Source organism: Herbaspirillum sp. NPDC087042 (genome assembly GCF_044745245.1).
Lineage (GTDB): Bacteria > Pseudomonadota > Gammaproteobacteria > Burkholderiales > Burkholderiaceae_D > Herbaspirillum.
The window spans coordinates 88,100-113,472 of record NZ_JBIUZW010000009.1; the positions used below are offsets into that span (position 1 = coordinate 88,100).

The 25,373-nt window shown below is 65.4% G+C and carries 21 protein-coding genes; 15 read left to right on the top strand and 6 right to left on the bottom strand.

Features of this window, described 5'->3' with window-relative positions:
- Positions 1 to 168: 168 nt before the first annotated feature.
- Both ACIPHN_RS13860 and ACIPHN_RS13865 read left to right on the top strand, forming a co-directional pair.
- Positions 169 to 408, top strand: coding sequence for a hypothetical protein (locus ACIPHN_RS13860; RefSeq protein WP_400437037.1), 240 nt, complete (start codon positions 169 to 171; stop codon positions 406 to 408).
- A gap of 35 nt (positions 409 to 443) precedes the next feature.
- Positions 444 to 1,082, top strand: coding sequence for an ATP-binding cassette domain-containing protein (locus ACIPHN_RS13865; protein WP_400437039.1), 639 nt, complete (start codon positions 444 to 446; stop codon positions 1,080 to 1,082).
- Here ACIPHN_RS13865 and ACIPHN_RS13870 read toward each other — a convergent pair.
- Entirely contained in the window at positions 1,079 to 2,005 is a 927-nt protein-coding gene (locus ACIPHN_RS13870; protein WP_400437040.1) for a LysR family transcriptional regulator, read from the bottom strand. The two genes, ACIPHN_RS13865 and ACIPHN_RS13870, sit on opposite strands and share 4 nt — an antisense overlap.
- 148 nt (positions 2,006 to 2,153) lie before the next feature.
- Here ACIPHN_RS13870 and ACIPHN_RS13875 point away from each other — a divergent pair, with 148 nt between their 5' ends.
- The 8 genes from ACIPHN_RS13875 (at position 2,154) to ACIPHN_RS13910 (ending at position 11,465) form a co-directional block, all read left to right on the top strand.
- Positions 2,154 to 3,197 (top strand): cupin domain-containing protein, encoded by a 1,044-nt coding sequence (locus ACIPHN_RS13875; RefSeq protein ID WP_400437042.1) that lies wholly within the window; start codon positions 2,154 to 2,156, stop codon positions 3,195 to 3,197.
- An 87-nt stretch (positions 3,198 to 3,284) separates the two neighbouring features.
- On the top strand, positions 3,285 to 4,478 hold the full coding sequence (locus ACIPHN_RS13880; RefSeq protein WP_400437044.1) for a 3-hydroxybenzoate 6-monooxygenase: 1,194 nt from the start codon (positions 3,285 to 3,287) through the stop codon (positions 4,476 to 4,478).
- 10 nt (positions 4,479 to 4,488) lie between these two features.
- A complete protein-coding gene (maiA, locus tag ACIPHN_RS13885; RefSeq protein WP_400437045.1) occupies positions 4,489 to 5,136 on the top strand; it encodes a maleylacetoacetate isomerase in 648 nt (215 codons plus the stop codon).
- A 45-nt stretch (positions 5,137 to 5,181) separates the two neighbouring features.
- A complete protein-coding gene (locus ACIPHN_RS13890) occupies positions 5,182 to 5,886 on the top strand; it encodes a fumarylacetoacetate hydrolase family protein (RefSeq protein WP_400437047.1) in 705 nt (234 codons plus the stop codon).
- An 89-nt stretch (positions 5,887 to 5,975) separates the two neighbouring features.
- Positions 5,976 to 7,304 carry an MFS transporter gene (locus tag ACIPHN_RS13895; protein WP_400437048.1) on the top strand — a complete coding sequence of 443 codons (1,329 nt, stop codon included), beginning with the start codon at positions 5,976 to 5,978 and terminating at the stop codon, positions 7,302 to 7,304.
- Between the two features lie 213 nt (positions 7,305 to 7,517).
- Entirely contained in the window at positions 7,518 to 9,122 is a 1,605-nt protein-coding gene (locus tag ACIPHN_RS13900) for a methyl-accepting chemotaxis protein (RefSeq protein WP_400437049.1), read from the top strand.
- A gap of 171 nt (positions 9,123 to 9,293) precedes the next feature.
- A complete protein-coding gene (locus ACIPHN_RS13905) occupies positions 9,294 to 10,916 on the top strand; it encodes an acyl-CoA synthetase (RefSeq protein ID WP_400437216.1) in 1,623 nt (540 codons plus the stop codon).
- Positions 10,917 to 11,195: 279 nt separating this feature from the next.
- Positions 11,196 to 11,465 (top strand): helix-turn-helix domain-containing protein, encoded by a 270-nt coding sequence (locus ACIPHN_RS13910; RefSeq protein WP_400437050.1) that lies wholly within the window; start codon positions 11,196 to 11,198, stop codon positions 11,463 to 11,465.
- Here the strand turns inward: ACIPHN_RS13910 and ACIPHN_RS13915 are convergent.
- Together ACIPHN_RS13915 and ACIPHN_RS13920 are read right to left on the bottom strand one after the other, a co-directional pair.
- On the bottom strand, positions 11,454 to 12,914 hold the full coding sequence (locus ACIPHN_RS13915) for a heavy metal sensor histidine kinase (RefSeq protein ID WP_400437051.1): 1,461 nt from the start codon (positions 12,912 to 12,914) through the stop codon (positions 11,454 to 11,456). The two genes, ACIPHN_RS13910 and ACIPHN_RS13915, sit on opposite strands and share 12 nt — an antisense overlap.
- Complete coding sequence (locus tag ACIPHN_RS13920) at positions 12,911 to 13,582, bottom strand: heavy metal response regulator transcription factor (RefSeq protein ID WP_400437052.1); 672 nt, start codon at positions 13,580 to 13,582, stop codon at positions 12,911 to 12,913. Before ACIPHN_RS13920 ends, ACIPHN_RS13915 begins: the two co-directional genes overlap by 4 nt.
- Before the next feature lie 262 nt (positions 13,583 to 13,844).
- On the opposite strand from ACIPHN_RS13920, the gene ACIPHN_RS13925 reads away from it, so the two are divergent.
- The 5 genes from ACIPHN_RS13925 to ACIPHN_RS13945 all read left to right on the top strand — a co-directional run bounded on the left by ACIPHN_RS13925 (position 13,845) and on the right by ACIPHN_RS13945 (position 20,387).
- Complete coding sequence (locus ACIPHN_RS13925; protein ID WP_400437054.1) at positions 13,845 to 14,135, top strand: DUF4148 domain-containing protein; 291 nt, start codon at positions 13,845 to 13,847, stop codon at positions 14,133 to 14,135.
- 76 nt (positions 14,136 to 14,211) lie between these two features.
- Positions 14,212 to 14,562: a cobalt transporter gene (locus ACIPHN_RS13930; RefSeq protein WP_400437055.1), complete on the top strand. Its 351-nt coding sequence runs from the start codon at positions 14,212 to 14,214 to the stop codon at positions 14,560 to 14,562.
- Positions 14,563 to 14,628: 66 nt separating this feature from the next.
- On the top strand, positions 14,629 to 15,912 hold the full coding sequence (locus ACIPHN_RS13935) for a TolC family protein (RefSeq protein ID WP_400437056.1): 1,284 nt from the start codon (positions 14,629 to 14,631) through the stop codon (positions 15,910 to 15,912).
- Positions 15,913 to 15,920: 8 nt separating this feature from the next.
- Positions 15,921 to 17,207, top strand: a complete 1,287-nt coding sequence (locus ACIPHN_RS13940) for an efflux RND transporter periplasmic adaptor subunit (RefSeq protein ID WP_400437058.1) — start codon at positions 15,921 to 15,923, stop codon at positions 17,205 to 17,207.
- Positions 17,208 to 17,246: 39 nt separating this feature from the next.
- A complete protein-coding gene (locus ACIPHN_RS13945; RefSeq protein ID WP_400437059.1) occupies positions 17,247 to 20,387 on the top strand; it encodes a CusA/CzcA family heavy metal efflux RND transporter in 3,141 nt (1,046 codons plus the stop codon).
- 21 nt (positions 20,388 to 20,408) lie between these two features.
- Here the strand turns inward: ACIPHN_RS13945 and ACIPHN_RS13950 are convergent, their stop codons facing one another.
- The 3 genes from ACIPHN_RS13950 to ACIPHN_RS13960 all read right to left on the bottom strand — a co-directional run bounded on the left by ACIPHN_RS13950 (position 20,409) and on the right by ACIPHN_RS13960 (position 25,360).
- Positions 20,409 to 22,745 carry a putative bifunctional diguanylate cyclase/phosphodiesterase gene (locus tag ACIPHN_RS13950; RefSeq protein ID WP_400437061.1) on the bottom strand — a complete coding sequence of 779 codons (2,337 nt, stop codon included), beginning with the start codon at positions 22,743 to 22,745 and terminating at the stop codon, positions 20,409 to 20,411.
- Between the two features lie 39 nt (positions 22,746 to 22,784).
- The gene (locus ACIPHN_RS13955) at positions 22,785 to 23,702 is read right to left on the bottom strand and encodes a hypothetical protein (protein WP_400437063.1); all 918 of its coding nucleotides are present in this window, start codon (positions 23,700 to 23,702) and stop codon (positions 22,785 to 22,787) included.
- Positions 23,703 to 23,869: 167 nt separating this feature from the next.
- On the bottom strand, positions 23,870 to 25,360 hold the full coding sequence (locus tag ACIPHN_RS13960) for a PLP-dependent aminotransferase family protein (RefSeq protein WP_400437218.1): 1,491 nt from the start codon (positions 25,358 to 25,360) through the stop codon (positions 23,870 to 23,872).
- Positions 25,361 to 25,373: the final 13 nt, after the last annotated feature.

Consider the following 25,373-nt stretch of genomic DNA (forward strand, 5'->3'; position numbering starts at 1 on the left):
TGCCATGTTTGCCCTGCGGGAACATGCATGGCGACAGCCCCCGGTGCTCCCACATCTTCTATAATCAAGGCCGGAGACAACCCATCGCCAGCAAGTTGCCGCTCAGTCATCGCGCCCATCCGGCGTGACGCGCGGCGACGATGCTGCGAGCAACGCACGGTGAATGGCATGGCACTGTATTTCAAGAACAAGAGACAAAAGACTTTCCTGGGTGCGCCCGTGGGCTGGCCATTGATGTTCCTGATGGCCATCGACCTGTGCATCGCCGGCCTGATGTTCCTGTCGGATCACGACTGGAGCGGCCTGATCCTGCTGTATCCACCGCTGGCGCTGGCCCTGGCCATGCTGGCCGACGCCCGCAAGGAAAAGGAAGCCGCCCGCCAGGCCGAACGTCGCCAGCGCCGCTGATCCCCTCCGCTCCACCAGATTCCAGCAGATTCACTATGCCCCAGGTTACCGACCGGCCCGCCGTACTGCTGGCCTCCCGCATTGCATTTTCCTATCCCGGCATGGAACTCTTCCATGACCTGACGCTGCGCATCACCGCGGGTGTGACGCTGGTGCGCGGCGGCGATGGCCGTGGCAAGACCACGCTGCTCAATATCCTGGGCGGCAGCCTGCCCGATGCCACCGGCGCGCTGGAACTGAATGGCGTGCGCCTGGACAGCGATGGCCCGGCCTATCGACGTGAAGTGTTCCATATCGATCCACGCAGCGAGGCCTACGACCAGATGACGCCGCCGGAATTCTTCGCGGCCATGCGCGCACGCTATCCGCGCTTCGACGCGCGCCTGCTGCCGGCGCTGACCGAGGGCCTGTCGCTCACGCCGCATCTGGAGAAGAAGCTCTTCATGCTCTCCACCGGCAGCAAGCGCAAGGTCTACCTGGCCGCCGCCTTCGCCGCCCATGCCACGCTGACGCTGCTGGACGATCCCTATGCCAGCCTGGACCGCGCCTCCATCAACGTCGTGGCACGCACGCTGGATGCGCATGCCGACGATGCGAAGCAGGCCTGGGTGGTCGCCATGTACGAAGCGCCGGACGACATCCGCCTGGCCGGGACCATCGACCTGGGTGACTAGGGCCTGCGGGCGCCACCGGCCCCCGCATTCGACAACAACTCCGACAACACCGAACGCAGCCAGCGATTGCCCGGATCGTGATGATAGCGCTCGTGCCAATGCTGCTTGACCGCGTAGTCCGGCAAGGTGAAGGGTACCGGGAAGACCTTGAAGCGTCCACGTCCCTCCAGTACCTCGGCCAATCGTTCGGGGATGGTCACCAGCATGTCGGTCTGCTCCACCACGAAGGCAATGCCCAGGTAGTTGGGGACCCGCAGCGCGATGTTGTGGGTGATGCCCTGGCTGGCGATTTCCCTGGCCAGGATCAGGTGGCCGGTGCCTGAGGTGGTGACCACGGCATGCTCTTCGCGCTCGAACTGCTTCAGGCTCAAGCGGTTGCGGATGCGCGGGTGGTCGGCGCTGGCCACGCAGACATAGCGCTGGCGGAACAGCGACTGCTGGTAGAAGCCGGCTTCCAGCTGCGGCATGAACCCCAGTGCCAGGTCGGCCTCGCCGGATTCGAGCAGGCGCGGCGTGTCCGTCGACAGGGGAACGATATCGATGTGGATCCCCGGCGAGGTGCGGCGCAGGTGCGCCCACAGGCGCGGCAGCAGCACCAGCTGGCTGATGTCGGTCATGCTGATGCAGAAGGTGCGCTCGGCGGTGGTCGGATCGAATCCGCTGCGATAGCCGAATACCTGCTCCAGCGAGGCCAGCGTGCCGCTGACCTGTGGCTCCAGTTCGCGCGCCAGCGGGGTCGGCTCCATCACGTTGGCAATGCGCACGAAGAGCGGATCATCGAAGTGCTCGCGCAGGCGCCCCAGGGCGATGCTCACGGCCGGCTGGCCCAGTCCCAGGTTGTCGGCGGCGCGGGTGACGCTGCGGGTCTTGTAGATCTCCTCGAAGACCTGCAGCAGGCGGATATCGGCGGTTTGCATGGTCATCGACACTATTCTTTATTCGAATGGAATCCATTAATACCATTGCATAGACCGAATGTCGATGCGGCGCGTACATTTTCGTCACAGAACAAAACCTGCCGCTTTCCCTCCGGGAATGCAGGCAGGAAATCAAATCACCTGGAGACGACACATGCTGCAACTGGGCACACTGGATGAGCTGCCATCCGACTATCGCGACGCACTGACCCGAGAACACCTGGTGCCACTCTGGCCCAGCCTGCGCAACGTATTGCCGCCGGCCAAGCCGATCCCACGCACGCAACCGGCCTGCTGGCGCTACCAGGCATTGCGGCCGCTGCTGCTGCAGGCCGGTGAGCTCACCCCGATGGAGAAGGCCGAGCGGCGCGTGCTGGTGCTGGCCAATCCCGGTCATGGCCTGGAGAAGATGCAAGCCAGCGCCGCCATCTACCTCGGCATGCAATTGCTGCTGCCCGGCGAATGGGCCCCCGCGCATCGCCATACCCCCAATGCCGTGCGCATGATCGTCGAAGGCGAGGGCGCCTACACCACGGTGGAGGGCGAGAAATGCCCCATGCAGCGCGGCGACCTGATCCTCACCCCCAGCGGCCTGTGGCACGAGCACGGCCATGACGGCCAGGATCCGGTGGTGTGGCTCGATGTCTTGGACCTGCCGCTGGTGCATTACCTGGAAACCTCCTACGTCCAGGAGGGCCAGGCGCAAACGGTAGCCGCCGGTGGCAGCGAGCGCGGCTATCGCAGCGGCGGCGTGGTGCCGGCGCCGATGTTCGTGCGTACCCAGCAACGCTATCCGATGCTGCGCTATCCCTGGGCCGAGGTGCGCGCCAGCCTGCTGGCGCTGGCCGCGCGTTCGCAGGCCGGGCAGGCGGTGCAGCTGGCCTACGTCAATCCGGAAAGCGGCGAGGATTGCCAGAACATCCTCGGCTATTCGGCACTGATGCTGCGTCCGGGCGAGACCCTGCAACTGCCGGCGCGCTCGCCGGCCATGGTGTTGCATGTGATCGAGGGCGCCGCCTCGGTGGTGGCGGCCGATGCCAGCTTCGCGCTGGTGCAGGCCGATACCTGCTGCGTACCGGGCTATGTGACGGTGAGCTTGCGCAATGCCTCGGCCAGCGAAGCGGCTTTCCTCTTCGTGGCCGACGAGAGCCCGCTGCACCGCAAGCTGGGTCTGTACGAAGTGCGCCAGCAGGCCTGAGTCCACCCACATTCCGAACTATCGCAGGCATGCGCCCGCTGCGGCTCATCTGCATGCCTGCGCCAGCAAGCAAGAAAGGATACTTCCATGACTCCATCCCTCCCCATCATCGTCGCCGGTGGCGGCATCGGCGGCCTGGCCGCCGCCTTGGCGCTGGTGCGCCAGGGCTTTGCCGTGACCGTGCTGGAACAGGCCGCCGAGATCGGCGAGATCGGCGCCGGCATCCAGCTGGGGCCCAATGCCTTCCATGCCTTCGACGCCCTGGGCATCGGCGAGAAGGCCCGCGCCCGCGCGGTCTATACCGACGAGATGGTGATGCACGATGCCGTCGATGGCCGCCTGGTCGGACGCATCCCCACCGGTGCGGCCTTCCGCGAACGCTTTGGCAATCCCTATGCGGTGATCCATCGCGTGGACGTGCATCTCTCGCTGCTGGAGGGGGCGCAGGAGACCGGGCAGGTGAGCTTCCTGACCTCGACCCGGGTGCAGCACGTGGAACAGGATGAACATGGTGTGACCGTCTATGACCAGCATGGTCGCGCCCATCGCGGGCAAGCCCTGATCGGCGCCGATGGCACCAAGTCGGTGGTGCGTGCGCAATACGTCAACGACCCGGCGCGGGTGACCGGTCACGTGGTGTATCGGGCGGTGATCGACAAGCGCGACTTCCCGGCCGACCTGCAGTGGAATGCCGCCAGCATCTGGGTCGGTCCGAATTGCCACCTGGTGCATTACCCGCTGCGCGGTGGCGAGCAGTACAACGTGGTGGTGACCTTCCACAGCCGCCAGCAGGAACAGTGGGGCGTGACCGATGGCAGCGCCGAGGAAGTGCAGAGCTACTTCCAGGAGATCTGCCCGCAGGCGCGCCAGCTGATCGACCTGCCCAGGAGCTGGAAGCGCTGGGCCACCGCCGACCGCGAGCCGATCGGGCAATGGAGTTTCGGTCGCGTCACACTGCTGGGCGATGCCGCCCATCCAACCACGCAGTACATGGCGCAGGGGGCCTGCATGGCGCTGGAAGATGCGGTGACGCTGGGCGAGGCCTTGCGCGTGAATGGCAACGATTTCCTGGCGGCCTTCGACCTGTACCAGCGTTCGCGGGTGGCGCGCACGGCGCGCATTGTCCTGTCCTCGCGCGAAATGGGGCGGATCTATCACGCCAAGGGGGTGGAACGGCTGGTGCGCAACGACCTGTGGAAGGGGCGCACGCCGGAGCGCTTCTATGACGCCATGGAATGGCTCTATGGCTGGAATGTGCAACGCTGCCTGGCGCAGGACTGAGGACACGCTCATGCAACTCTACAACTTCTTTCGCAGCGGCACCTCGCATCGCCTGCGCATCGCCCTGGAACTCAAGGGCCTTTCCTATGACTACGTGGCCGTGGACCTGCGCCGCGAAGAACACCTGGGTGCAGCTTACCGCGCTCGCCATCCGCAGGCCATGGTGCCGGCGCTGGTCGAGGGTGAACAGACGCTGATCCAGTCACCGGCCATCCTGGAGTGGCTGGAAGAACGCTACCCGATGCAGCCCCTGCTACCCGCCGATGCCGATGCGCGTGCGCGTGTGCGCGCGCTTGCGGCCATCGTCGGCTGCGACATCCATCCGGTCAACAACCGCCGCATCCTGCAATACCTGCGCCAGCACATGGGCTGCGACGAGGCTCACATCCAGCGCTGGTGCCAGCAATGGATAGGCGATGGCTTCGCCGCACTGGAAACCCTGCTGGCGCAGGATGGACAACGCGGCCCGTTCTGCTTCGGCGGCCAGGTGAGCCTGGCCGACGTCTATCTCATCCCCCAGGTGGACAGCGCGCGGCGCTTCCAGGTCGACCTGGGGCCGTATCCGCACATCGTCGCCATCGACCAGGCCTGCAGCCGCCTGCCCGCCTTCCAGCGCGCCGCGCCGGCGGTGCAGGTCGATGCGGCGGGCACGGCCTGATCATCCGATTCATCCTCATCACCTCACTCCACCAGGAAACGCTCCATGACATATCTCTTCCCTCCCGCCGGCGTAGTCGGCTTGCCCATGGCCGGCAGCCAGGCACTGTTCCCGGTGCGCCGGGTCTATTGCGTGGGTCGCAACTACGCGGCCCATGCGCGCGAGATGGGCTTCGACCCGGACCGCGAGCCGCCTTTCTTCTTCTGCAAACCCAATGATGCGCAATCCATCGTGGTGGTCCCCGCTGGCGAGACGGTGAGCTTGCCCTATCCGGCACTGACCCAGGACTATCACCACGAAGTCGAACTGGTGGTGGCCATCGGCAAGGCCGGCAAGGATATCGCGCCCGACCAGGCCGCCTCGCACATCGCCGCCTATGCGGTCGGCCTGGACATGACCCGCCGCGACCTGCAGATGAAGATGCGCGAGATGGACCGTCCCTGGGAGATCGGCAAGGCCTTCGACTATTCGGCCCCGGTGGGCGTGCTGCATCCGGTAGCCGCGACCGGCGCGATCACGCGCGGCGAGGTCGCCCTTGAAGTCGATGGCGTGACGCGCCAGAAGAGCGACCTGACGCACCTGATCTGGTCGGTCGACGAGATCATCGCCAACCTCTCCACGCTGTTCGAACTGCAGCCCGGCGACCTAATCTTCACCGGCACGCCCGAAGGCGTCGGCGCGGTACGTAGCGGCCAGACCCTGCATGCCCATATCGACGGTCTTACCCCGATCACGGTCAGGATCGCCTGACCCCATCGCACACCGCGCAACATCGCGCATCACGACGAAGCGGCGCCACGCAGCGCCGCTCATCCCTCATCCAACCGAGGAGACATGCCATGCACGCCAGGCAAGACGTACAGCAATTCATCGACCAGCTTCCCTTCTCGCGGCTACAGCGCCTGACGCTGTGGCTGTGCTTTTTGGTAGTGACCGTGGACGGTTTCGACACGGCCGCCATCGGTTTCATCGCCCCGGCCATCCGCGCCGAGTGGCAACTCTCCGCCAGTGCGCTGGCACCGCTGTTCGGTGCCGGCCTGTTCGGCCTGATGGCCGGCGCGCTGATATTCGGCCCGCTGGCCGACCGCCTCGGGCGCAAGACCATCCTGCTGTTCTCGGTCCTGTTCTTCGGCCTGGCGAGCCTGGCAGCGGCCTGGTCGCCCAGCCTGGGGGCACTGGTGGCCTGGCGCTTCCTGACCGGGCTGGGACTGGGTGGAGCCATGCCTTGCGCCATCACCATGACCTCCGAGTATTGCCCCTCGGCACGGCGCTCCACGCTGGTGACGCTGATGTTCTGCGGCTTCACCATCGGCTCGGCCGTGGGCGGGCTGGCCTCGGCGCATCTGCTGGTGCAATTCGGCTGGCGCGGGGTGCTGCTGGTGGGCGGCATCCTGCCCTTGCTGCTGGTGCCGGCGCTGGCATTGTGGCTGCCGGAATCGCTGCGCTTCCTGGTGAGCCGGCAGGCCTCCACGGCGCGCCTGCAGGCGCTGCTGCGCCGGCTGGCACCGGGCGTGAGCGAACCGCCCGAGTTGAGTGTTGGCGACAGGGCCGCCGGCACGCCCGTGCGCGCGCTCTTCAGCGGCCACTATGCGGTGGGGACGAGCTTGCTGTGGGTCAGCTTCTTCATGAGCCTGCTGATCATCTACCTGATCTCCAGCTGGCTGCCGACCCTGCTCACCCATGCCGGCGCGTCCATGAGCCGGGCCTCGCTGGTGACCTCGACCTTCCAGATCGGCGGCACCCTGGGCGCCATCGTACTGGGACGGTTCATGGACCGCGCCGGCGCGCATCGCACGCTCTCGCTGGCCTATGTGCTGGGAGCGGTGTGCGTGGCCATGAGTAGCCTCAGCGGTGGACAGCTGTGGCTGCTGGTGCTGGCCATCTTCGGCGTGGGGGTGTTCGTCAGTGGCTCGCAGGTGGGCGCCAATGCACTGGCCGCGCAGTTCTATCCCACCCACAGTCGCGCCACCGGCGTGAGCTGGGCCAATGCCGCCGGACGTTGCGGCTCGGTAGTCGGCTCACTGTGCGGCGGCTGGATGATGTCGATGGACCTGGGCATGGGCGTGATCCTGTCAATGCTGGCGGTGCCGGCCCTGGTCTCGGCGCTGGCCATCGCCGTGCTGGGACGGCGGCATGCGGCATGGACACGTCAGCCGGTCTCCACCTGAGCGGCTGACGGCAAGCTGCTGCGGCGGCATTGCCGCAGACCAAGAGGGCGTGCCGATGTCATGGACATCGGGGCGGCCCTGCTTGGTTTCCCCTTTGTTGTCTCCTATGCTGGAACAGCAGCCTGTCACACGGGCTGTTGTTTTTTATTGCTTTCCGGTTACGCCATGCGCCGGATTGCCAACCAGCAATGCAGTGATAACAAGGGGAAAACCATGCAGCTTTCCAACGTCACGATCCGCGTTCGCCTGTGGCTGGGCTTCGGCCTGTTGATGGTACTGATGCTGGCGATGGCCGCCTCGGGCATCACCCGCCTGGGGCAGTTGAACGGGCAGATGAAGGACGTCATCCATGACAAGTATCCCAAGACCGTGGTGGCCGGCGACATCGTCGACCAGCTCAACCTGGTGGCACGATCGGTGCGCAACATCCTGTTGCTCAAGAACGAGGCACAGATCAAGAGCGAATACGATCGCATCGGCGATGCCGACCGCGCCATCCGCGCCGACCTGGCGCAACTGGACAAGCTGCTGGTGGACGCCGACGGCCGTGCCGCGCTGGCGAAGCTGGTCTCGGCACGTGCAGCCTATCTGGACAAGCGCGACAAGGTCCTGACCATGGTGCAGCAGGGTGGCAAGGCCGGTGCCATCGATGTGCTCATCGATGAAGTGCGGCCCGTGCAGAACGATTACATGAATGCCGCCGATGCCCTCATCAAGCTGCAGCACAACATGATGAAGACCGCGGGTGAGGAGGTGGAGGACAACTACGCCCATGCGCGCGCGCTGTTGAGCGGCCTGACCATCGCCGGCCTGCTGGCAGCAGTAGCCATCGCCTGGATGATCACGCGCAGCATCACTGCGCCGCTGGACCGCGCGGTGCGCGTGGCCGAGACGGTGGCCGCAGGCGATCTGACCTCGGCCATCGACGACCGCGGTCGGGACGAGACCAGCATGCTCCTGCGTGCCTTGAAGAAGATGAACGAGCGCCTGCTGGAGATCGTCAGCCAGGTGCGCGTCTCCACCGACACCATCGCCACGGCCAGCAGCGAGATTGCCCGGGGCAACCTGGACCTGTCCTCGCGCACCGAGCAACAGGCGGCCTCGCTGGAAGAGACCGCCTCCTCGATGGAAGAACTGACTGCCACCGTGAAACAGAACGCCACCCACGCCAGCGAAGCCAACACCCTGGCCGGCTCGGCCTCGGACGTGGCGCGCCAGGGTGGCAGCGTGGTCAGCCAGGTGGTGCAGACCATGAGCGCCATCGATGCGTCGTCCAAGCGCATCGTGGACATCATCGGGGTCATCGATGGCATCGCCTTCCAGACCAATATCCTGGCGCTGAACGCAGCAGTGGAAGCGGCGCGGGCCGGCGAGCAGGGTCGTGGCTTTGCGGTGGTGGCATCGGAAGTACGCGCACTGGCGCAACGCTCGGCCACCGCCGCGCACGAGATCAAGGCCCTCATCGCCGACTCGGTGGCGCGGGTGGCCGATGGCAGCAAGCTGGTGGAGCAGGCCGGGCACACCATGCAGGAGGTGGTGGAAAGCGTGCAGCGGGTGGGGGCGGTGGTCAACGAGATCAGCGCGGCAGGGCAGGAGCAGAGCGCCGGCATCGAACAGGTCAACCTGGCCATCGTGCAGATGGACCAGGTGACGCAACAGAATGCCGCGCTGGTGGAACAGGCCGCCGCCGCCGCGCAATCCCTGCAGGATCAGGCGGCGCATCTGGCGCGGCTGGTCTCGGTGTTCAAGCTGGAGGGCGGGGCGCCGGAATTGCGGGTCATTACGGCACCGGTGGGGCGGACCTTGCAATATGCCTGAGCGCCGCGCCGGCTGAGCGGCCGGCGCCCGCCACCGTCCATGGACGCGAGAACCGGTGCAAGACCGGGAGGAAGGCTATGATATGCACGTACGCGTACCCCCGATGCAGGGGTCGCGACCAGAACATCCAACAGGAGACGCTACGTGAGCATAGACATCCAGCCCCGGACGGTGATCGGTTCCGCGCATTACCGCCAGGACGAAAAGACCGACTACCGGTGGAATATCCCCGAGTTCTTCAACATCGGTATCGAGGCCTGCGACAAGTGGGCCGATGGCAGCGCCCGACCGGCCATCATCAGCGAGGAGGCCGACGGCACCGTCACCACCTGGAGCTTCGACCAACTGAAGTCGCTCAGCGACCAGTTTGCCAACGTCCTGGCCGAGGCCGGGGTGAAGCGGGGTGACCGCATCGGCATCTACCTCTCGCAGCGCATCGAAACGGTCATCACCCACATCGCCGCCTACAAGCTGGGGGCCATCACGGTGCCGCTGTTCTACCTGTTCGGCCCCGACGCCATTGCCTATCGCCTGCAAAACAGCGGTGCCACCGCACTGGTGACCGATGGCAGTGGCATGGAAAAAGTCCATCTGGCCGGCGAGCTGCCGGACCTGAAGGTGATCTATTGCGTCGAGCCCTCCGACATCGTGCTGCCCCAGACCACCGACTTCTGGGATCGCCTGAACGCCGCTCCCGCCCTCTACACGCCGCAACCCACGCTGGCCGATGACCCGGCCATGATCATCTACACCTCCGGCACCACCGGCAAGGCCAAGGGTGCGCTGCATGCCCATCGCGTACTGCTGGGCCACCTGCCGGGCGTGGAGGTGTCGCACGACAGTTTCCCCCAGCCCGGCGACCGCTTCTGGACTCCGGCGGACTGGGCCTGGATCGGTGGCTTGCTCGATGTGCTGCTGCCCTCGCTGTTCCATGGCGTGGCGGTGGTGGCCAGGCGGCTGGAGAAGTTCGATGCCGAGGCGGTCTTCGGGCTGCTGGCGCGGCATGGCATCCGCAACGTGTTCTTCCCGCCGACGGCGTTGAAGATGCTGCGCAGCACGCCCGCGCCGCGCGAGCAATGGGATTTCAGCCTGCGCAGCGTGGCCAGCGGCGGCGAGACACTGGGTGACGATCTGATCGCCTGGGGCCGCCAGGCGCTGGGCGTGACCATCAATGAATTCTATGGGCAGACCGAGTGCAACCTGGTGGTGTCCTCGTCCTCGCGGCTCTATCCCAGCGCCTCCGGCAGCATGGGCCGCGCGGTGCCAGGCCACGACGTGCAGATCGTCGACGACGAGGGCCAGATCGTGGCGCCGGGGACGGTGGGCAACATCGCCATCCGCTCACCCGATCCGGTCATGTTCCTGCGCTACTGGCGCAACGAGGAAGCCACGCGGGAAAAGTTCGCCGGCGATTTCCTGCTCACCGGCGACCTGGGCAACATGGATGAGGGCGGCTATATCCGCTACCTGGGCCGCAATGACGACGTCATCACCAGTGCCGGTTATCGCATCGGGCCGGCGCCGATCGAGGAATGCATCATGCGTCATCCGGCCGTGCGTATCGCGGCGGTGGTGGGTATCGCCGACGAACTGCGCACCGAGGTGGTCAAGGCCTTCGTGGTGCTCAAGGAGGGCCATGCCGGCGACCCGGCCATGGTGGCGGCGTTGCAACAACATGTGCGCTCGCAATTGGCGGCGCACGAATATCCGCGCCTGATCGCCTTCGTCGATGCCCTGCCGACCACCGCCACCGGCAAGATCATGCGCAAGACGCTCAAGGAAATGGGCAGTTAGCGCCCACCGGCCGGGCTGCTTTTTCCGCTGTTTCTTCATGTCGAGCCGCCCCTGGGTGGCTCGCATCACATAGGCTGTTGGGGTCAAGAATATCCAAAAGATTCGATATTTTTCTAGCGCGAATTCGGCAGTAATCTCAATTAATTGACGAAGTCATTCTCGTAATATTTCGATTAAACGCCAGCAGATTAGCGCGTATAAATGTTTGTCACGGATAGTATGTGCCTTATTAATTGTAGCTAATCGACCATCGTCTCCAGCCACCCGATCCTTGCGCTCATGAAAAACACCGAGACTCCACCGAGCGCCCGCGTCATCTTCGGACAGAATGTCAGGAGAGTTCGCCGGCTGAAAGAGATGTCACAGGAAGAACTGGCCTTCCGGGCCGACATCAGTCGAACCTACCTGAGCGAAGTTGAACGTGGAGACCGCAACATCTCCGTGGACAACATGGAAGCCCTCGCCCAGGCCCTTGAAATGGAATTGCCCGACCTGCTGCGCCAGACGCTGCTGTCGCTGCCTAGCGAGGAGGTCCGCTCACCCGACTGAAGGGCTGGCCTGCTTGCCGGCGCGGCCCGGTCGGGCCTGGGGAGGGAGAACGGAAGAAGGAAGGGGAAAACGCAGGCTGAACACCGTACTCCCTCCCGGCACGCTACGCACGCTGGCCTGCCCGCCATGCAGGCTCATGATGGAACGCACGATGGCCAGACCCAGGCCGCTGGAACCGCTGGCGCTGCTGCGCGAGGGATCGGCACGATAGAAGCGGTCGAAGATGCGCTCCTGCAGTTCGGGGTGGATCCCGCTACCGGGATTGGCGACCTCGATGACGGTAGCCCCGTCGACCATGCTGGCCGTGATCGCGATGACACCCTGCTGCGGCGTATAGCGGATCGCATTGGCCACCAGATTGCCCACGGCCCGCCGCAACAACATCATGTCGGCGTGGATGCGTCCGGTGCCATGGATGGCGATGCGCACCTGGGCCTCCTCGGCGATGCCCTCGAAGTAGTCGGCGATCTTGCCCAGCTCCTCCCTGACATCCAGTGCCTGCACCTGCATCACCACATGCGCATTTTCCGCGCGCGCCAGGAAGAGCATGCTCTCCATCATCCGCGACAAGCGTTCGTACTCTTCGATATTGGAACTGAGCAGAGCCTGATACTCCTCCACCGGACGCGGCTTGCCCAGCGCCACCTGGGTCTGCACCATGAGGTTGTTGAGCGGTGTGCGCAAGTCATGGGCCAGGTCGGCGGAGAACTGGCTCAATTGCTGGAAGCTGCCGGAGAGGCGGTCCAGCATCCCGTTGAAGGATTCCACGATCTCGTGCAGCTCTTGCGGCGCGGCCTGGATATCGAGCCGGGTATCGAGCCGGTTGGCGGAAATGGCGCGCGTCTGCGACGCCATCATGCGCAAGGGCTGCAAGCCGCTGCGCACGAACAGAAAACTCAGCAGCGTCGCCAGCACCGTGCCGATGCTGGCGGCCACCCAGACATCGGAGCGATATTCGGAGAGCAGCATCATGCGATCCGAGGCCGTGCGCACCACCAGCACGATGGCCTGCTCCCCCGAACGCGTCATGGGCTTGCTGGCGATGTAGCGGGCATGCTGATCGCCCAGCTTCCACGACTGGATGCTGTCCCACTCGCGGATGGCGATCTGGCTCAGGTCGATGCCGGGCGGGGCGCGTTCGGGATCGTGGCTTTCCAGCAGCGTCGTGCCATCGGCGCGCGCGATGCGCACCAGCAGCTGGTCGTGGCCGCTCAGGTTGTCCAGCACCAGGTGGCGCCGCGCCAGGATGTCTTCCAGCGAGGCCGAATCCTGGACCAGGTGATTGATGGAGCGGCACTTGCCGGCCAGCTCCTCGTCGTCGCGCCGTTCCAGCTGCACATGCAGCGCATGGCACAGGTAGCTGCCAAACCCGGCGAAGGTGACGATGGCCAGCAGCGCGAACAGCACCACCAGCCGCAGGTTCATCGAGGCGGGTGCATGCTGCTTCACGGCCTGGCCTCGAAGACATAGCCCATGCCCCAAACGGTATGCAGCAGCTTCTTGTCGAAGCCATCGTCAAGCTTGGCGCGCAGGCGCCGCACGGCGACATCGACCACATTGGTATCGCTGTCGAAATTCATGTCCCACACCTGCGAGGCAATCTGCGGGCGCGACAGTACCTCGCCGGGACGGCGAATCAGCATATGCAGCAGGGCGAATTCCTTGGCGGTCAGGTCGATGCGCTGGCCGGCACGGGTGGCCTTGCGGCGCACGACGTCGAGCACCACATCGTCATACTCGATCACGTCGGCCTCGCGGCTGGGTCCGCGCCGCAACAGCGTGCGCACGCGCGCCAGCAGCTCGGTGAAGGCGAAGGGCTTGACCAGGTAATCGTCGGCGCCCAGCTCCAGCCCCTTGACGCGGTCATCCACCTCGTCGCGGGCGGTCAGGAAGAGCACCGGCGTGTCGTGGGTGCGGCGCAGCTCGCGCAGGATGTCCCAGCCATTCATGCCAGGCAGCATCACATCCAGGATGATCAGCTTGTAGTCCAGCGTGCGGGCATTGTGCAGGCCATCCACGCCGGTCTGCACCCAGTCCACCACGAAGCCGGACTCGGTCAGGCCGCGACGCAGATAGTCGCCCGACTTGGGCTCGTCTTCTACCAACAAGATGTGCATGTTCGGATTCCTGGCGGGCAAGGCGCCAACACGGTCGCTGACAAGGCGATATTGTGAACCAGCGGGCAAGCCTATTCATTACAAATCTGTAATGACTGAGCAATCTTTCTGTGCGGACCGGCTGCCTAGAATGCATCCCAACGATACGCCAGACGCTGCGGGAAGCACCAGCAACGGCAGGGCGGTCGACGGTGCCAGCTGCATTATCCCCTCTGCGGCCTGGTGTCTTGTGTATCACTTTCCCCCTTCAAGGAGCATCCTCATGAAAACTTCGCAATTGATCCTCGGCACCCTGGTTGCCGCTTTCTCCCTGTCCGCCTTCGCCCAGTCCACCGTCCCCACCGAAGCTGCCCGCGACCAGGCCAACCTGACCGCCCGCAACAACTACCCGGTCATCAAGTTCACCAGCACCAAGACCCGCGCCGATGTCATGGCCGAACTGAAGGCCGCCCGCCTGGGCGAGCCGATGCAAGCCAGCGCAGCCAAGCCGTCGGTCAAGGACAGCAGCACCCAGGACCAGGCCTTTGACTCCTCCCTCTACAACGGGGCATAATCGGCGCCGACCGGCTGGTCTGACTCCAATCCAGCGGCTACCCGCCTTCACCGGCCGGTAGCCGCGCCAATTTCCGATGCGCGCTCTCATCCTCTTCCTGGCCTTGCTCTTGCCGCTGCAGCTCTCCTGGGCAGCGATGGCGAGCTATTGCCAGGGGGAACGCAGCAGCGCGCCGGCCCATCCGGGCCATCATGAACACCCCGCAGCCCAGTCGGCGCAGACCGACAGCGACCACGCCAAGACCGGCGAGGCCGACAGCGGCTGCTCCCTCTGCCAGTTCTCCTGCATGAAATCGGTGCAATGGCCGCGCCTGTCCATGGCCGACCATGGCGGCACATCGCTTGAGGTGTTCCGCAGCGGCACCTGCCATCCCGCCTCCCACATCGCCGACGGGCCCGACAAGCCCAACTGGCTGCTCGCCGCCTAAGCCGGCGAGAACGCACACACTTTCCCTGCTCTCGCCGGATTCCCCTCATCTTCACTGGAGAATTCGATGTACCGGCACAGCCATCTGCTGGCGCTAGCCCTGCTCGCGCCCAGCCTGGTCCTTGCACAAGGACCGACCCCACCCATTGCTTTGCCCATTTCCGCCCCGGCTACCGGTCAGGCGGAGCTGCTGACCCTGTCCTCGGCGCTGGCACTGGCCGACGCCGGCAACCGCGCGCTGGCCGCCGCCCAGAAGGAAATCGAGGCCCTCGACGCCAGCCTCGAACAGGCTGGCGCACGACCCAACCCGGAGTTTTCCGCGCTGATGGAAGACACCCGCAAGTCCAGTCGCACCACCACCTACCAGGTCAACCAGCCCATCGAACTGGGCGGCAAGCGCAGTGCCCGCATCGAGGCGGCGGAGCGCACCCGCGACATGGCCGTGCTGGACCATGCCAGCCAGCGCAGCGCCCTGCACGCGCGCGTGAGGGCAGCCTTCCATGAGGCCGTGCTGGCCATGGAGCGCCAGCGCCTGGCGCGCGACCTGGTCACGCTGGCGCAGACCGCCGCCGACATGACGGCGCGCCGCGTGCAAGCCGGCAAGGTCTCGCCGGTGGAACAGACCCGGGCGCAACTGGCGCTCTCCAACGCACGCCTGGAAGCCGGCCAGGCCGACAGCGACGTGACGCTGGCACGCCGCCAGCTGGCCAGCCTCTGGGGCGCCACCGATCCCGGCGCGCCACTGGCCGACATCGGCGTGGAAACGCTGCCCGAGCTGCCCGATATCGGCACCCTGACCACGCGGGTGGCCAACGGCCCGGTTGTGCAGATGGCACGCCTGGAGGTGGAGCGCCGCCGTGCGCTGGCGCGCATCGAAAGCAGCAAGCGTGTGCCCGATCTCACCGTGAGCCTGGGCAACAAGCGCGACGAGGAAGCCGCCCGCAACATGTGGGTGGTCGGCTTCTCGGTGCCGATCCCAGTGTTCGACAGCAACCGCGGCAATGAACTGGAAGCGCTGAAACGCGTGGACAAGGCCCGCGACGAACAGGCCATGGTCGAGCTGCAACTGCAAAACGATGCCGCCCAGGCCTACGAGCGCCTGCGCAATGCCCGCCAGGAAGCGCAGGCCCTGCGCGAGGACATCGTCCCCGGCGCACAAAGCGCCTACCTCGCCGCGCGTACCGGGTTCACGCTGGGCAAGTTCGCCTTCCTCGACGTGCTGGACGCCCAGCGCAGCTATTTCCAGGCCCGGGCGCAGTACTGGAAGGCCCTCTCCGGCGCCTTTCAGGCCAGCGCCGAACTGGACCGCCTGGCCGGCGACGCCGCCCTCACTCCACCCAATCCACAATGAGACCGCACATGAAGACACGCGTGAGCAACAAACAGAAACTCGCCATCGCGGCCATCCTCGCCGTCGCCGCCCTGCTGTCGGGATGGGCGCTGATGCAGGGCCAGGGCGCGCAAGCCAATGCCACACCGGACAGCGCAGCCGCCAGCAAGCATCAGGATGACAAGGATGACAAAAACGACGACCACGGCCACGACGACAAGCCTGAACATAAGCCCGACAGCAAGCAAGCCCATGCCGAAGAGGGCGAGCATCACGATGAAGAAGGTGAAATCGCCCTGAGCCAGGAACAGATCACCGCCGCCGGCATCGTGCTGGCACAGGCCGCACCGGCCAGCCTGGAGAGCGGCCTGCAACTACCCGGCGAGATCCGCTTCAACGAAGACCGCACCGCCCACGTCGTGCCGCAGGTGGCCGGCGTGGTGGAGTCGGTCTCGGCCAACCTGGGCCAGAAGGTGAAGAAGGGCCAGGTACTGGCCGTCATCAGCAGCAGCGCCGTCTCCGAACAGCGGGCCGATCTGATCAACGCCCAGCAACGCCTGGCGCTGGCACGCAGCAACTGGCAACGCGAGAAGCAGCTCTGGGAACAGAAGATCTCGGCCGAGCAGGACTACCAGCAGGCCCGGCTGGCCTTGCAGGAGGCCGAGGTGGCCGTGCGCAATGCCGGTCAGAAGCTGCATGCCATCGGCGCCGTCAGTGGCAAAGCGACGGCCAGCCTCAATCGCTATGAGATCCGCGCGCCCTTCGATGGCACCGTGGTCGAGAAACACCTGAGCCTGGGCGAAGCCGTGCGCGAGGACGCCAATGCCTTCCTGATCTCCGACCTCTCCACGGTCTGGGCCGAGATCATCGTCTCGCCCAAGGACCTGCAACAGGTCCGCGTGGGCGGACGCGCGGTGGTGCGCGCCACTGCCTTCGAGGCCAGCGCCAGCGGCACGATCGCCTACGTCGGCGCACTCATCGGCGAACAGACCCGCACCGCGCGCGCCCATGTGGTGTTGCCCAATCCGCAGGACAGCTGGCGCCCCGGCCTGTTCGTCTCGGTGGACGTGATGAGCCAAGTCACCCAGGTGCCGGTGGCGGTCGCGGCCGATGCCCTGCAGACGGTGGAAGGCAAGAGCGTGGTCTTCGTGCGCACGGACGACGGCTTCAAGGCGCAGCCGGTACGCACCGGTCGCAGCGATGGCAAATTCGTCGAGATCCTCGATGGCCTGCAGGCCGGCGACCAGGTCGCCAGTGCCGGCAGCTTCGCGCTCAAGGCCGAACTGGGCAAGGGCGCCGCCGAACACAGCCACTGATGGCCGCCGCGCCACTACTTCATTCGAGAGACCACGATCATGTTTGAACGCATCATACGCTTCGCCATCGAGCACCGATGGCTGGTCCTGCTGGCGGTGCTGGGCATGGGCGCCTATGGGGTCTACAGCTACCAGAAGCTGCCCATCGACGCCGTGCCCGACATTACCAACGTGCAGGTCCAGATCAACACCGCCGCCCCCGGCTACTCACCGCTGGAAACCGAGCAGCGCATCAGCTATCCGCTGGAGACGGCCATGTCGGGCCTGCCCCAGCTGGAACAGGTCCGCTCGCTGTCGCGCTACGGCCTGTCGCAGGTGACGGTGATCTTCAAGGATGGCACCGACATCTACTTCGCCCGCCAGCTGGTCAACGAACGCCTGCAGCAAGCCAGGAGCCAGCTGCCGGGCGGCATCGATCCTGCCATGGGACCGATCTCCACCGGCCTGGGCGAGATCTACCTGTGGACCGTGGAAGCCCGCGAGGACGCCCGCAAACCCGATGGCACGCCCTATGGCGCCAGCGACCTGCGCGAGATCCAGGACTGGGTCATCAAGCCGCAGCTGCGCCTGGTGCCGGGCGTGACCGAGATCAACACCATCGGCGGCTATGCGCGCGAATTCCTGGTGGCGCCGTCGGCCGAGCGGCTGGCCTCCTACGGCATGACCATGGACAGCATCATCAAGGCGCTGGAGAAGAACAACAGCAATGTCGGCGCCGGCTACATCGAGCGGCGCGGCGAGCAATACCTGATCCGTGCCCCCGGCCAGGTCGGCTCCATGGAAGACATCGGCAATATCGTGCTGGCCAATGTACGCGGCGTGCCCATCCGCATCCGCGACGTGGCCGAGGTCGGCGCGGGGCGCGAACTGCGCACTGGAGCGGCCACCGAGAATGGCCGCGAGGTGGTGCTGGGTACCGTCTTCATGCTGATCGGCGAGAACAGCCGCACGGTCTCGCAGGCGGTCGACAAGAAGATGCGCGAGATCAACCGCAGCCTGCCCGAGGGGGTGGAAGCCATCACCGTCTACGACCGCACCGTGCTGGTGGACCGCGCCATCGCCACGGTGAAGAAGAACCTGGTCGAGGGCGCGCTGCTGGTCATTGCGGTGCTGTTCGTCTTCCTCGGCAATATCCGCGCAGCCGTCATCACGGCCATGGTGATCCCGCTGGCGATGCTGTTCACCTTCACCGGCATGGTCTCCAACAAGGTCAGCGCCAACCTCTTGAGCCTGGGGGCGCTGGACTTCGGCATCATCATCGATGGCGCCGTGGTGATCGTGGAAAACTGCGTGCGCCGCCTGGCCCACGCCCAGCAACACCATGGCCGCCCGCTCACCCGCAACGAACGTTTCCACGAAGTCTTCGCGGCAGCAAAGGAAGCGCGCCGGCCGCTGCTGTTCGGCCAGCTGATCATCATGATCGTCTACCTGCCCATGTTTGCGCTGACCGGCGTGGAAGGGAAGATGTTCACGCCGATGGCCTTCACCGTGGTGGCCGCGCTGCTGGGTGCGATGATCCTGTCGGTGACCTTCATCCCGGCGGCCATTGCGCTGTTCATCGGCGAGAAGGTATCCGAGAAGGAGAACGTCATCATGCTGTGGGCCAAGCGCCTCTATGCGCCGCTGCTCACCCGCATCATGGACAACAAGCCGGTCGTGCTCACCTTTGCCGCCGCGCTGATCGTGGTCAGCGGTGCGCTGGCCACGCGCCTGGGGACCGAGTTCGTCCCCAGCCTGAACGAAGGCGACATGGCCATCCAGGCGCTGCGCATTCCCGGCACCAGCCTGACGCAATCGCTGGAGATGCAGCAGCAGATCGAGAAGACCCTCAAGCAGCAGTTCCCCGAGATCGAGCGCGTCTTCGCCCGCACCGGCACGGCCGAGGTGGCCTCGGACCCGATGCCACCCAACATCTCCGACGGCTACATCATGCTCAAACCTGAGTCGCAATGGCCAGAGCCGCGCAAGACGCATGCGCAACTGCAGCAGGCCATCCAGGAAACCGTGGCACGGATTCCGGGCAACAGCTACGAGTTCTCGCAACCGATCCAGCTACGCTTCAACGAGCTGATCTCGGGGGTGCGCAGTGACGTCGCGGTCAAGATTTTCGGTGACGACATGACGGTGCTCAACGACACCGCCGCCAAGGTCGCCGCAGTGCTGCAGAAGACGCCGGGCGCCACCGAGGTCAAGGTCGAGCAGACCACCGGCCTGCCGATGCTCTCCATCGATATCGACCGCCAGAAGATCGCGCGCTATGGTTTGAATGTCTCCGACATCCAGGACACGCTGGCCACCGCCATCGGCGGCACCCAGGCCGGCACGCTGTTCCAGGGCGACCGTCGCTTCGCCATCGTGGTGCGCCTGCCGGAGCAGGCCCGCGCCGACCTGGAGGCGTTGCGCCGCCTGCCCATCGCGCTGCCACTGCAGGAGGGTGCCAGCCGTACCAGCTACGTCCCGCTGGGTGAGGTCGCCAGCCTCACCATCGCGCCCGGCCCCAACCAGGTCAGCCGCGAAGATGGCAAGCGCCGCATCGTGGTCAGCGCCAACGTGCGCGGACGCGACCTGGGTTCCTTCGTGGCCGATGCCGAACAGGCGCTGCAGGCCCAGGTCAGGATCCCGACCGGTTACTGGACCACCTGGGGCGGCCAGTTCGAGAACCTGCAATCGGCCACGCGGCGACTGCAGGTGGTCATTCCGGTGGCGCTGCTGATGGTGTTCGTGCTGCTGTTTGCGATGTTCAACAACGTCAAGGATGGCTTGCTGGTATTTACCGGCATCCCCTTCGCGCTGACCGGCGGCATCCTGGCGCTGGCCGCGCGCGGCATCCCGATGTCGATCTCGGCGGCGGTGGGCTTCATTGCGCTGTCCGGGGTGGCGGTGCTGAACGGGCTGGTGATGATCTCCTTCATCCGCAGCCTGCGCGAAGAAGGCCGCTCGCTGGATGAGGCCATCCACGAGGGTGCCATGACGCGTCTGCGACCGGTGCTGATGACCGCGCTGGTGGCCTCGCTGGGCTTCGTGCCGATGGCGCTGGCCACCGGTACCGGTGCCGAAGTGCAACGGCCGCTGGCGACCGTGGTCATCGGCGGCATCCTGTCCTCTACCGCGCTGACGCTACTGGTACTGCCGCTGCTGTACCGCCTGGCGCATCGTAAGGATGAGGAGGCCACTCCCTGAAGACAGGTCCTGCCGGGCGGCTCAGCGGTAGCGCTGCGGCGTGCGCAGCAGTTCGGCGAACTGCTCGCCCGGCATGGGCTTGGCGTACCAGTAACCCTGGTACAGCGAGCAACCCTGGGCATACAGCAGGTCGCGCTGTTCACGGGTTTCGCCCCCCTCGGCGATGATGGACAGTTCCAGGCTCTGGCCCAGCATGATGATGCTGCGCACGATGCTGGCGGTGGCGGCATCGCTGTGCATGCGGCGCACGAAGCTCTGGTCGATCTTGAGCTGGTCGATGGGGAAGCGTCCCAGGTAGGAGAGCGAGGAATAGCCGGTGCCGAAATCGTCCAGCGAGATCGACACCGCCTGCGCCTTCAGGGCGTGCATGCGATCGATCACCTCGTCGATGTGATCGACCATCATGCTTTCGGTCAGCTCGACCTTGATGCTGTCGGTCTTGACGTGGCTGTCGCGCAAGGTCTGGCAAAAGCGCTGCACGAAGCGGGGGCTCTGGAATTCCTGCACCGATACATTGACGGCCACCACCAGGTCACGCGCCAGGCCCTCGGCCTGCCACGCCTGCATGTCGACACACACCTGCTGCAGCAGCTGGTGGCCGATCTCTTCCATCAGGCCCAGCTCCTCGGTCACTGCGATGAAATGGCCCGGCATCAACAATCCGCGCTGCGGATGCTGCCAGCGCAGCAGCGCCTCCGCTCCGAGCACATCGCCCTCGTAACTGACCTGGGGCTGGTAATGCACCACGAACTGACGCTGCTGCACGGCCTGACGCAACTCGTTCTCCAGCGTGCTGCGCTGGTTGGCCAGCGCCTGCATGGCCGGGTCGAAGAAGCGGAACACGCCGCGACCGGCGATGCGTGCCTGCACCATGGCCAGCTCGGCCTGCAGGATCACCTCCTCGGCGGCATGATCGTGGTGGCGCACGATGTTGATGCCCACGCTCAGCGAGCAGGGCGAGGCCGTCGCCCAGGACGCCTGCAGATCCTCGAAGGTGGCCAGCAGCTTGTGGGCGAGCGCTTCACACAGCTTGATGCCATCGCCGATCTGCTGTCCTTTCAGTTCGGTCAGCAAGGCGAACTTCTCGCCTTCCAGGTGGGCCAGGGTCTGATCGGGCGTCACGCAACTGCCCAGACGTCGGGCGCAATCGATGAGGAAGCGCTCGGCTTCATCGGCCTTGACGGCGCCATAGGCGAAATCGCTGCGATGGACCTCGATACACATCACGGCGGCGATGTTGCCGCTGCTGGCCATGCGCGCCAGGCCGCGGCGCAGGCGATCCATGCAGAGCTTCTTGTTGGGCAATTCGGTGACCGGATCGTAGAAGGCCAGCCGGTCGATCCTGGCCTCGTTCTCCAGACGCTGGGAGACATCGATGATGACCCAGATCTGGTCGGACTGGCGCGTGCCATCGATGAGGGTGGTATGCAGCTCGGCCGGGAAGCTGCTGCCGTCGCCGTGGCGCAGCAGCACGATCTCGCCGGCCACGCCGCTGGCACGGGTCACGGCCTGGTTGACATAGGTCGCCTGCTGGGCCGGCTCGACGAAGACCTGGTCGCAGGGCAAGCCGACCAGGCTGCTGTCATGACGGCCCAGCAGGGCCTCTGCGGCGCCGTTGCCGAAGGCGATACGGCCATCGCGCACGAACAGCACGCCCGCCGGGATATTGCCGAGGATGGCGGCCTGCTCATCGAACAGCGCCTTGAGGCTGCCCTGCATGGCTTGCATGTGACGCGCCAGGAGGCCGATCTCATCCTGCTGCGGCACCGCGATGCGGGTATCGAAACTGCCGCGCTGGATACGTTCGGTGGCCTCGGTCAGCTTGCCGATGGGCGCCAGGATGCGGCGATACACCAGCAAGCCGATGATCAGCAGCGACACCACTGCCTGCACCAGCAACACCAGGCTGTAGAAGCGCTTGTCGGCGGCCAGCTTGCGTTGCAGCTGGTCATCCGACACCACCACGCGCAGGCTGCCCAGGCTGAAATCCTGCTGGCCACGCTGCAACACCAGCGGCACGCTGCGTGCAATGAGCTTGCCCGCGCCGCGTTGCGGATCATCCAGCTCGATGATGCTCTTTTCGTCGGGATCGAAGATCTCCACACTCACCACCTGCTTGTCCAGCATCGCACCGTTGAGGATGGCCATCATGTCGGAGCGATCCAGGCTCCAGACCGGCAGGATCAGGCTGTGCTGCATGGTCTTCAGCTTTTCGTCGACCAGCACCTGCATCTCGGCATCGATCTGCTTGGCGCGCGTGCCGTTGAGGACGGTCAGGGCAAGCACCACTGGCAGGCTCAATGCGGCCAGCAGGGCGATGGCGATATAGACGCCGAGACTATTGAACTTCGTTTTCATGCACTTGCCTGGCAAGGTTGTAAGAGAAAGATGAGGCGCCTACTTGAACCAGTCCATCCTGTAGGTCTCGATGGCTTGTCGTTCCAGCGGGGTGAGCCGCGCATTATCGAGCATCAGCACGCGCCCCTTGGCGGACTGCAGCAAGGCCCGGGCGTTGCGCGTGGAGCTGTGGGTGCGGATCAGCTCGGCGAGTTCACCGTTGCGATGGATCTTGCGCAGGCCATCGAGCACGGCATCGCGGATATCCTCGCGGTTGGGCGAGGTATAGAAGAACAGGTCCTCGGGGTAGACCAGCACCAGATCCGGGACGATGGCCAGCTCATGGCGGGCATCGTAGCTGTCGAGCTCGCCGGCCACCTCGAAGACGGAGCGGTTGTAGAAATCGAAACGCCCGGCCTTGAGCATCTCGAACAGGTTCATATAGTTGTTCTGCACCACGGCCAGGCCATTGGCCTGCATGATGCTGGTATCGACCCAGCCGATGCCGGACCCGATGCTGAACTTCCTGAGATCGTCGAGGCTGCGGATCGCCTTGGCCGCCGCCAGGCTCTTGCGATTGGCCAACAGGACGCGATAGCCGCCGCCACCGAGATAGATGGGGAACTGGATGGGCAGCAAGCCCTGGGTCAGCTCACCGCCGGCCGAGGTCGCCAGCAGGTTGCAGTACTGGCCCGACTTGATCAGTTGCGCATAGCGCAGGTCGGAGGTGGCCACATCGGTGAGCTGGCATCCGCTGATGGTGTAGCGCCGCCCGCTGGCCTTCAAGGCCAGTTCCAGCAGCGCCTTGCGATAGTTGATGAGGGGGTTGTCGTCGTTGAGGTCGGCCAGCTTGATCTCGATGACGTGATCCTCGGCGGCCGGTCGTTGTGCGTGGGCGTGACCGGCAGCGCATATACCCCATGCCAGGGCAAGGAACACTGTCACCGCGTGGCGGACGCGGGAGCGGATTGTGGTCATGGTCGCGGAGACTTGCATCATGAGATGATGGTATTCAAGCATTGCCGCGAGCGCAATGAATTGTGCCTGCCTGACAGGCTAAAAAACCGACAGTTTCCGCGACAATATGCGAGCTTCTCGGCTTTTGGGAGGATCCGCTGTAGCTGGTATCGCGCGTGGCGGGTGAATCACCGGCCGATCACACGCGCAATGGCAGCGATGCCTGGTTCGATCTGCTCGTCGGGGACACAGGCGTAGCCCAGCAAGAGTCCCTGGCGCGCCTGATCTGGCTGCTGGTAGTACCGCGACAGCGGGCGCACCACGATGCCCTGCTCCAGGAGGCGCTCGGAGATCACTGCATCACTGGCCTGGTCAGGCAGGAACAGCACCAGGTGCAAGCCGGTATCCTGGCTGGCGACCGGCCAGTCTGGTCCCAGATGCCGGTCGATGGCGCGCCGCACCAGCGCGTGTCGCCGGGCATAGACCTGGCGCACCCGGCGGACATGGGCGGCATAGTGTCCTTCCATCATGAAGTCGGCCAGGGCGGCCTGCTGGAGCAGCTGCCCTTCCCGATAGAGTGCCGACAAGGCCAGCGCAACCGGTTCGACGATGGATGGAGGCAATACCATGTAGCCGGTGCGCATTCCCGGAAACAGGGTCTTCGAGAATGTGCCGACGTAGATCACCCGCCCGCTGTTGTCCAGCCCCTGCAGGGACGCCAGCGGGCGGCCCTCGAAGCGGAATTCGCTGTCGTAGTCGTCTTCGACGATCCAGCATCCGTGACGGGCCGCATGGTCGATCAGCGTCAAGCGCCTGGCCGCGCTCATCGACATACCCAGCGGATACTGGTGCGACGGGGTGGCGAAGATGAAACGCGGTGGCGGCCCCTGCAGCTGCGACACCCCGGGCGCCATGCCCTGCTCGTCGACCGTCACCGGCAAGACCTCGATGCCATTGCTGGAGAGGATGTTGCGCGTCCCCCAATAGCCCGGTTCCTCGGTCCAGGCAAGGTCCCCCGGGTCGCCCAGCACACGGGCGATGACATCGATCGCCTGGTGGATACCGGAGGTGATCACGATCTGTTCGGGCTCGCAGCGCACCGACCGTGCCACCCTGAGATGTTCGGCCAACGCGCGCCGCAACCGGGGATGACCGCCGACCGTGCTATAGCTGAGATCCTGTGCGGCCGGCCGGCGCCACTGGCGGTTCAGCAGGCGCAGCCAGGTGGTATGCGGGAACAGGGTGACATCGGGTACGCCGGCGACGAAGGCGCCCCACTGGCTGCTGGCGGCACCCGGCTGTGCCAGCAATCGCGCACCCCGCGCCGACAGCAGACCCGGGGCGACACCTGATACGCCACGCGCAGGCGGGGCCGGCAACGACAGACGCGGCGGCGGCACATCGGCCACGAAGGTGCCACAGCCGACGGTCGACCTGACATAGCCCTCGGCCAGCAACTGGTCGTAGGCATAGAGCACCGTATTGCGCGACACGCCCAGCTCCTGCCCCAGCACGCGCGAAGGCGGCAGCCGGCTGCCCCCGGAGAACGTGCCGTGCAGGATCTCGTGCTTGATGAACTCGTAGAGCTCCCTGTGCATGCAGGCGCGATGCCCGCCACCGGATATCCAGCTGCGCTTTTGCAGCAGCAGCTCGGAAAGCAGGCTGGCCTTGACAGGCATGCGCTGGCGTTTG

What these genes read in the sequence shown, in the direction of transcription:
- ACIPHN_RS13860 (WP_400437037.1), top strand. Translation starts at nt 169, where the DNA reads ATGGCACTGTATTTCAAGAACAAGAGACAAAAGACTTTCCTGGGTGCG.
- ACIPHN_RS13865 (WP_400437039.1), top strand. Translation starts at nt 444, where the DNA reads ATGCCCCAGGTTACCGACCGGCCCGCCGTACTGCTGGCCTCCCGCATT.
- ACIPHN_RS13870 (WP_400437040.1), bottom strand. Translation starts at nt 2,005, where the DNA reads ATGACCATGCAAACCGCCGATATCCGCCTGCTGCAGGTCTTCGAGGAG.
- ACIPHN_RS13875 (WP_400437042.1), top strand. Translation starts at nt 2,154, where the DNA reads ATGCTGCAACTGGGCACACTGGATGAGCTGCCATCCGACTATCGCGAC.
- ACIPHN_RS13880 (WP_400437044.1), top strand. Translation starts at nt 3,285, where the DNA reads ATGACTCCATCCCTCCCCATCATCGTCGCCGGTGGCGGCATCGGCGGC.
- maiA (WP_400437045.1), top strand. Translation starts at nt 4,489, where the DNA reads ATGCAACTCTACAACTTCTTTCGCAGCGGCACCTCGCATCGCCTGCGC.
- ACIPHN_RS13890 (WP_400437047.1), top strand. Translation starts at nt 5,182, where the DNA reads ATGACATATCTCTTCCCTCCCGCCGGCGTAGTCGGCTTGCCCATGGCC.
- ACIPHN_RS13895 (WP_400437048.1), top strand. Translation starts at nt 5,976, where the DNA reads ATGCACGCCAGGCAAGACGTACAGCAATTCATCGACCAGCTTCCCTTC.
- ACIPHN_RS13900 (WP_400437049.1), top strand. Translation starts at nt 7,518, where the DNA reads ATGCAGCTTTCCAACGTCACGATCCGCGTTCGCCTGTGGCTGGGCTTC.
- ACIPHN_RS13910 (WP_400437050.1), top strand. Translation starts at nt 11,196, where the DNA reads ATGAAAAACACCGAGACTCCACCGAGCGCCCGCGTCATCTTCGGACAG.
- ACIPHN_RS13920 (WP_400437052.1), bottom strand. Translation starts at nt 13,582, where the DNA reads ATGCACATCTTGTTGGTAGAAGACGAGCCCAAGTCGGGCGACTATCTG.
- ACIPHN_RS13925 (WP_400437054.1), top strand. Translation starts at nt 13,845, where the DNA reads ATGAAAACTTCGCAATTGATCCTCGGCACCCTGGTTGCCGCTTTCTCC.
- ACIPHN_RS13930 (WP_400437055.1), top strand. Translation starts at nt 14,212, where the DNA reads ATGCGCGCTCTCATCCTCTTCCTGGCCTTGCTCTTGCCGCTGCAGCTC.
- ACIPHN_RS13935 (WP_400437056.1), top strand. Translation starts at nt 14,629, where the DNA reads ATGTACCGGCACAGCCATCTGCTGGCGCTAGCCCTGCTCGCGCCCAGC.
- ACIPHN_RS13940 (WP_400437058.1), top strand. Translation starts at nt 15,921, where the DNA reads ATGAAGACACGCGTGAGCAACAAACAGAAACTCGCCATCGCGGCCATC.
- ACIPHN_RS13945 (WP_400437059.1), top strand. Translation starts at nt 17,247, where the DNA reads ATGTTTGAACGCATCATACGCTTCGCCATCGAGCACCGATGGCTGGTC.
- ACIPHN_RS13950 (WP_400437061.1), bottom strand. Translation starts at nt 22,745, where the DNA reads ATGAAAACGAAGTTCAATAGTCTCGGCGTCTATATCGCCATCGCCCTG.
- ACIPHN_RS13955 (WP_400437063.1), bottom strand. Translation starts at nt 23,702, where the DNA reads ATGACCACAATCCGCTCCCGCGTCCGCCACGCGGTGACAGTGTTCCTT.
- ACIPHN_RS13960 (WP_400437218.1), bottom strand. Translation starts at nt 25,360, where the DNA reads ATGCCTGTCAAGGCCAGCCTGCTTTCCGAGCTGCTGCTGCAAAAGCGC.